Here is a 6669-nt window from a genome sequence, read left to right as displayed (position 1 = left end):
CCTTCCGCTCCGCGAACGACAACCGCTGCCGCGACTGCCGGGCCGCCGCCTCTGGCGAGGATCTGCGGGCGGCCTGCTGAGCAGAGGATGTGTCTGGCAAGTTTCGGCAAGCTCCTCGCTCCACTACACAGTCACCGGCAAACTCGGGCACAGAGAGCATTATGGGCACCCCAGGAGGACATCATGGCCCTGCGTAGGCTCGGTAAGGATCCGGAAAGCCCCAGCGGTGGCTCCCCCACCATCTACCTCGACGAGGAGAAGGACAACTACCTCGTGCAGGGGTGGAAGGTGGAAGACGCTGAACGACTCGGGCAGATGGACATCCCCGGCCACGAGTCGGTGGTGGAGATCCCCCGGCGCATGGTGCAGTTCTTCTTGGAGGTGAAGCCGGATGACGAGGACCCCGACGTTTGAGGAACTGTTCCGCGACTGCCAGCGGACCGCGGTCCACCTGGAGATGCGCGACGCCTACATGAAGTCGGACCCGGCCTTCATCGATTGGAAGGTCGGTGAGGTCCTCGACCCCGCAGAGCGCTGGGCCGACTGGCACGCCATCGTCACGGAAGCGGCCTCGCGAGACGTCGAGGTCCGACGTGCCCGCGTCGTTTCGACACCCGTCAGCGAGTACATCCGCTTCGAGTACGACGTGACGGACGGCCTGAACATCGCCGCCGGCGAAGAGGTGCGCTGGCTCTCCCGGCGCAACTCGACCGATCTCGCTCTTCCGGGCAACGACTTCTGGCTGTTCGACTCCAGCCTCGTCCTCGTCAACCACTTCGATGGCGAGGGCGAGAACATGGAGGTGGAGCTGACAGAAGATCCGGAGGTGGCGAAGCTGTGCGAGTCGGCCTTCGACGCCGTGTGGAAGCGGGCAACGCCACACGCGGAGTTCGAGTTGGTCTGACGGACTCAACAGCAGCTTCACACCGACATGACATCGCCCTCTTCAAGCGTTCAAGAGGCCCGCAAAGCGCTCGGTCAACGCCTCGGCGAAATACGCCAAGCAGCCGGTCTCACCAAGCGAGCGCTGGCTAACAATCTTGGTTGGCATGAGTCGAAGGCTTCGCGCTTCGAGAGCGGCACCCGCGCGCCCTCGGAGCGCGACCTTCGCGATTGGTGTTCCGCGTGTGGCGCGGAGAGTGAAACAGAAGACCTCATCTCGACAGCCCGCGGAATCGCCGGCATGTATGTCGAGTGGCGCAAGATGGAGCGCAATGGGCTCAAGTGGGCCCAGGAGTCCGTCCTCCCGCTCTGGGAGCGCACGCAGCGATTCCGCATTTACTCGCCGTGGCTCATCCCCGGACCGGTGCAGACGGCCCCATACATCACCGCGCTGCTCACCTCCCTTCGTAACCGCCGTGGGCTTATCGACGATGTTCCGGCAGCCGTCAAGGTGCGTGTCGCAAAGCAGCAGGTCGTCTATGGCAACCACACGTTCGCCATCCTCCTGGAGGAGAGCGCACTCCGATATCGCATCGGCGGAACGGACGTGATGGCCGGGCAACTCGGCCACCTTCTCAGTGCGATGGCGCTCCCCTCGGTGAGCATCGGCATCATCCCCCAGGACGCGGACCGTTCAACTCTCTGGCCCGTCGAGGGCTTCTTCTTGTACGACGACGAAGCAGTGAACGTCGAACTCGTCTCGGCCCATCTCACCGTTGTGCAGCATCACGAACTCGCTATGTATGCCCAGACGTTCAGCGAACTGACCGAACTCGCCGTTCACGGTCCCGCCGCGCGGGAAATCATCACCGCGGCCATCGAATCTCTGGAGTGAATGTCGGGCAAGTTCCGGCACATTCGTAGAGCGCCTTATACCTCCTCCCTAGATTTATGAGTGCGGCTGGAAAGCAGCAGTTCTGGCGGGATTCCCAGCCGCATCAATCTCGGGAAAGGACCATCGTGACGGCGATCATCGAAGAGCCAACGACTCCGCACCGGCCCGCCGAGTTGCTTTGGCTCGACCTCACCCGTAAGTGCCAGCTCCGGTGTGGCCCGTGCTTCAACTCCTCGGGGCCCGAGGGGACGCACGGCACCATGACGCGCCAGGACTGGGTCAGCGTCATCGGCCAAGCCGCCGGTGGCGGCGTCCGTCGTGTGACCATCATCGGAGGTGAGCCGACTCTTCACCCAGATGGCGCTTTCCTAGTGGAGCACGCCCTGAGCCTCGGCCTGAGCATCGAGGCCTACAGCAATCTCGTACATCTCTCCCCCCATTGGTGGTCGGTCCTTCAGCGTGGGGGCGCCTCGTTGGCCACGTCGTACTACTCGGATCGGGCGAACGAGCACAACACGGTGACCGGCCGACCCAGTCACGCCCGAACCCTGGCGAACATCAGAAGGGCCGTACAGCTCAGCATCCCTTTGCGCGCCGGGATCGTCGCGACCACCGAGACACAGCGAGTCGACGCCGCGTGCCAGGAGCTGGAAGCACTTGGGGTGAAGCGCATCAGCGTGGATCACGTTCGCCCCTTCGGGCGGGGCTCCAAAGGCGCGGCTCCGGACGCCTCGGGACTGTGCGGGCGGTGCGGTACGGGCAGGGCCTCCATCGGCCCGGACGGCGGCGTGTCCCCGTGCGTGTTCTCCGCTGGCTGGATGAGCGTCGGCAACGTCCGGGACACGCCCTTGGCCACTATCCTGGGCGGCGAGGCGATGGCCAGGGCCAACACAGTCATTCGTGCGGCTAAGCGGTCCGACCCCTGCGGCCCGGACTCGTCGAGCGGCTGCGACCCGGACAATGTCCCCGACGAGTGCTCGCCGGGCTTCCCGGGCAGTGAGTGCACCCCGCGGAACTGAGCGAAGGACTCAATGAGCAGCAGCCTTCCCCCGGAGGAGTTCTGGAGATTTCTCCAGCCCTACACAGGTCCCGTGACCGACGTGGAGCCCACCTCGCGTGGTTTCAGTTCGGACCTCACAGCCCTGATCCACTGCGAGAAGGGTCCGTTCTTTGTCAAGGCCGTGCGTAACCGGCCGGGAGGGCGGCGGGACTCCCTGGTTCGAGAAGCACTGGTCAACCCGGCGGTGAAGCCGGTCGCCCCGGCTTTGCTGTGGCATGCGGAGGACGAGGGCTGGATTGCTCTGGGGTTCGAGGTGGTGGAAGGGAGGCGGGCGGATCTCGAGCCCGGCTCACCGGATCTGCCAGCCGTGGTCGACACCTTGAACCGGATCAGTGCGCTCGACCTGCCCGAGGTCGCGCGGGACTGGCCCGAGACCCGCTGGGACCGGTTCGCACGTGACAAGACGGAGGCGGATCTGTTCCGAGGCGACGGCCTGCTGCACACGGACATCAACCCGAGCAACCTGATCATCGGCCAGAACGGTGCGTGGGCCGTGGATTGGGCGTGGCCGACGAGAGGGGCCGCGTTCATCGACGTGGCCTGCCTCGTCATCCAGCTCATCGCGGCTGGGCACGCGGCCCAGGGGGCGGAGTCCTGGGCCGTTCACTGCCAGGTGTGGGGGGATGCGGACCCTGTCGCGATCGACGCGTTCGCCGCCGCCACCTTCCGCATGTACCGGTCGCGGGCCCGCCGGTTCCCTGATGCCTCCTGGCTCGAAGACATGGCCGGAGCCGCTCGGGCGTGGGCGCTCCACCGAGGAGCGGGCACGTAGGAGCTAGGCAGACTTCCGTTCAGCTGTCGCGCCGCTCCGCGGCCCGCTGGGACTCCTCGACGACGCGGCGCAGCGCCGCCACGTGTCTCTCGAGCGCGTCCCGTCCGGTCGGGGTGAGCGCGAGCCACGTTCGGGGGCGTTTGCCCACGTAGCCCTTCTTCACCTCGACATAGCCCCGGGTCTCGAGCGTGCTGACCTGCTTGGAGAGCGCGGAGGGCGACATTCCCACCGACTCGCGCACCCATCCGAACTCGGCCCATTCCACGCCCACCAGCAGCGACACGATCGACAGCCGCGTCGGGTCGAGCAGGGCGGTGTCGAAGTCAGCGGGATCCATAGGTGACACCGCCCAGGCCGTCCTTGCCGTCGCCGCGGAGGGCCAGGGAGTTCAGGGCTCGCTGCAGGTTGCGGCCGAAGATGATGAGGGTGGCGCCGAGCACCGCGCCCACCACCGTCCCCGTGTACGGGAACGGCTTCCCCTCAGGGGCATAGTCAACCGACAGGACAGTCATGTCCTGAACTCCATGAGCGGTCGGGCGCTGGGCCGAACGGGGGGCTTTTGTGGGGCGTTCCGGCACGCTGCCGCGCCATTCGTGGGCGTTCAGATGATGGTGTGAGGAACCATCCGTGCCGCTTCGACCGATGGGATGCGCCGTGCCCCGGTTCAGCGTCATCGTGCCCGCATACGAGGTCCAGCCGTATCTGAGTGACTGTCTGCGGTCCGTGCTGGAGCAGGACTTCACGGACCTGGAGCTGATCGCGGTCGATGACCACTCGCCGGACGCCTGTGGCGCGATCATCGATGAGGCCGCCGAGCGGGACCGGCGGGTGCGGGCCGTGCATCTGGTGGAGAACGCGGGTCTCGGGCGGGCGCGGAACGCTGGGATTCGGCGGGCCACCGGGGACTATCTGCTCTTTCTCGACGGGGATGACACCCTCGCCCCCGGCGCGCTGCGCGCCATCGCCGACCGGCTGGCGCGGACCGGCGAGCCGCAGGTGCTGGTCTTCGACTACGCACGGGTGGACTGGACGGGTGACGTCGTACGGAACGTCCGGGCCGAGTTGCTCCGGGAGGGGGACCCCGAGAGCGTCCGGCAGGTGTTCCGGCTCGATCAGCGGCCGGAGCTGTTGCGGCTGCTGATGGTCGCCTGGAACAAGGCGTACCGCCGGGACTTCGTCCGCGCGGAGGGCTTCGCCTTTCCGCCGGGGTTCTACGAGGACACGCCCTGGACCTTTCCCGTGCTGCTCAGCGCGGAGTCCATCGCCGTCCTGGACCGGGTGTGCGTCCACTACCGGCAGCGGCGGCGCGGCGGGATTCTGCGCACCACCAGCCGGGGCCACCTCGATGTGTTCGACCAGTACGACCGGGTGTTCCGGTTTCTCGACGCCCGGCCCGAGCTGGCCCACTGGCGCCCGGCGCTGTTCCGGCGGATGGTCGACCACCTCGGCGTGATCGCCGCCGCGCCGGACCGGCTGCCGGTGCGGGCCCGGGCCGAGTTCTTCCGCCGGGCGGGCGCGCACCACCGGCGTTACCGGCCGCACGGCGCGGCCACCCCGCCCGGGCGCGCCCGGTGGCGGTGTCTGCTGCTGCGGTTGGGCGCCGGCCGCGTGTATCAGCTGCTGCGGGGTGGCGATCAGGTGCGGCGGGGGGCCCTCGCCCTGGCCCCGGTGGGGTACGCCCGGCTGCGCGCCGCCGCGCTTTGGGTGCATTACCGGGTGCAGCTGTGCCGCCCCGTCGATCCCCGGCTCGCCGTCTTCGCCGCGTACTGGCACAAGGGGTACGCCTGCCATCCGGCGGCCATCGAGACGAAGGTCCGCGAGCTGGTGCCGGGGGTGCGCACCGCCTGGATCACCACCCCCGAGTACGCCCACACCCTGCCGCCCGGGGTGCGCCGACTGCACCCCGGTTCAGCCGCGTACTGGACGGCGCTGGCCCGTGCCCGCTTCCTCGTCAACAACGTCAACTTCACGCCGGGGATGCGGAAGCGGCCCGGGCAGATCCATCTCCAGACCCACCACGGCACCCCGCTCAAGCACATGGGCCTGGATCTGCGGGACCGTCCGGCCGCCGCCCGCGGCATGGACTTCGGCAAGCTGCTGGAGCGGGTCGACCGCTGGGACTACAGCCTCTCCGCCAACCGCCACACCACCCTGGTCTGGGAGCGGGTCTACCCCTCCGGCTACACCACGCTCCCCTACGGCTCCCCGCGCGACGACGTCTTCCAGCAAGCCACCGAGGACGACGTGGCCCGGCTGCGCGCCCGGCTCGGCATCCCCGCGGGCAGCGTCGCCATGCTGTACGCGCCGACCCACCGCGACTATCAGCGCCGCCCTGTGCCACGGCTGGACCTGGAGCGGGTGGCCCGCGCGCTGGGGCCCGGATTCACGCTGCTGGTCAGGCCGCACTACTTCCACGCTCCGGACGGGGCCATGGGGAGTGCCGGCGGCCGGGTGCTCGATGTCTCGGGGTACGGCCGGGTGGAGGAGCTGTGCCTGGCGGCGGACGCGCTGCTGACGGACTACTCGTCCATCATGTTCGACTACGCCAACCTCGACCGCCCCATCGTCATCCACGCCGACGACTGGGACGCCTATCGCGCCGCCCGCGGCACCTACTTCGACATCACCGCCGCCCCGCCCGGCCCGGTCTCCCGCACCGAGGACGAGCTGATCGCCCTCTTCGCCACGGGCGCCTGGTGCGGTCCGCGCTCGGCCGCGCTGCGCGCCGCGTTCCGGGCCCGCTTCTGTCCGTACGACGACGGGCGGGCGGCCGAACGCGTGGTGCGCCGGGTGTTCCTCGGCGAGCCCCACGAACTGCTGCCGCCCGTCGTCCCGCTCGCCGAGCGCCGTCCCGCCCCCGCCGCCGTCCGCACCGTTCCGAACGGCGTCGACGGTGCTGCCGGTGCTGCTGGTGCTGCCGGTACGGCCGGTGCTGCTGGTGCTGCCGGTACGGCCGGTCCCGCTGGTCCTGCCGGTCCCCCTGGTCCCGCTTGTCCCGCCGGTCCTGCCGGTCCCGCCGGTGCTGGTCCTGACCGGCCCGCCGAGCCCCGGACGGCGCCG

8 protein-coding genes are annotated in these 6669 nt (G+C 68.8%); 6 read left to right on the top strand and 2 right to left on the bottom strand.

Annotation, left to right across the window (positions count from 1 at the left end; genetic code table 11):
- Positions 1-183 precede the first annotated feature (183 nt).
- The 5 genes from GWI24_RS38175 (at position 184) to GWI24_RS38155 (ending at position 3609) form a co-directional block, all read left to right on the top strand.
- Positions 184-414: a hypothetical protein gene (locus GWI24_RS38175; protein ID WP_210950634.1), complete on the top strand. Its 231-nt coding sequence runs from the start codon at positions 184-186 to the stop codon at positions 412-414.
- Complete coding sequence (locus GWI24_RS38170; RefSeq protein WP_210950633.1) at positions 392-904, top strand: DUF6879 family protein; 513 nt, start codon at positions 392-394, stop codon at positions 902-904. The genes GWI24_RS38175 and GWI24_RS38170 overlap by 23 nt, the downstream gene beginning before the upstream one ends.
- Positions 905-931: 27 nt before the next feature.
- Positions 932-1777, top strand: coding sequence for a helix-turn-helix transcriptional regulator (locus GWI24_RS38165; protein ID WP_210950632.1), 846 nt, complete (start codon positions 932-934; stop codon positions 1775-1777).
- Between the two features lie 125 nt (positions 1778-1902).
- On the top strand, positions 1903-2796 hold the full coding sequence (locus tag GWI24_RS38160) for a radical SAM protein (RefSeq protein ID WP_308344229.1): 894 nt from the start codon (positions 1903-1905) through the stop codon (positions 2794-2796).
- Between the two features lie 72 nt (positions 2797-2868).
- Complete coding sequence (locus tag GWI24_RS38155) at positions 2869-3609, top strand: hypothetical protein (protein WP_308344228.1); 741 nt, start codon at positions 2869-2871, stop codon at positions 3607-3609.
- Between the two features lie 19 nt (positions 3610-3628).
- On the opposite strand, the gene GWI24_RS38150 is transcribed toward GWI24_RS38155, so the two are convergent.
- A complete protein-coding gene (locus GWI24_RS38150) occupies positions 3629-3946 on the bottom strand; it encodes a transcriptional regulator (RefSeq protein ID WP_210950629.1) in 318 nt (105 codons plus the stop codon).
- Positions 3933-4121, bottom strand: a complete 189-nt coding sequence (locus GWI24_RS38145) for a hypothetical protein (protein ID WP_210950628.1) — start codon at positions 4119-4121, stop codon at positions 3933-3935. Before GWI24_RS38145 ends, GWI24_RS38150 begins: the two co-directional genes overlap by 14 nt.
- Before the next feature lie 142 nt (positions 4122-4263).
- Here GWI24_RS38145 and GWI24_RS38140 point away from each other — a divergent pair.
- The coding region (locus tag GWI24_RS38140; protein ID WP_308344230.1) for a bifunctional glycosyltransferase family 2 protein/CDP-glycerol:glycerophosphate glycerophosphotransferase at positions 4264-6669 on the top strand (2406 nt) is incomplete at its 3' end.

The sequence above is a fragment of the Streptomyces sp. MK37H genome (assembly GCF_018035285.1).
Lineage (GTDB): Bacteria > Actinomycetota > Actinomycetes > Streptomycetales > Streptomycetaceae > Streptomyces > Streptomyces endocoffeicus.
The sequence above is the reverse complement of the archived record's forward strand: the minus strand, read 5'-3'. Positions and strand labels throughout refer to the sequence as shown.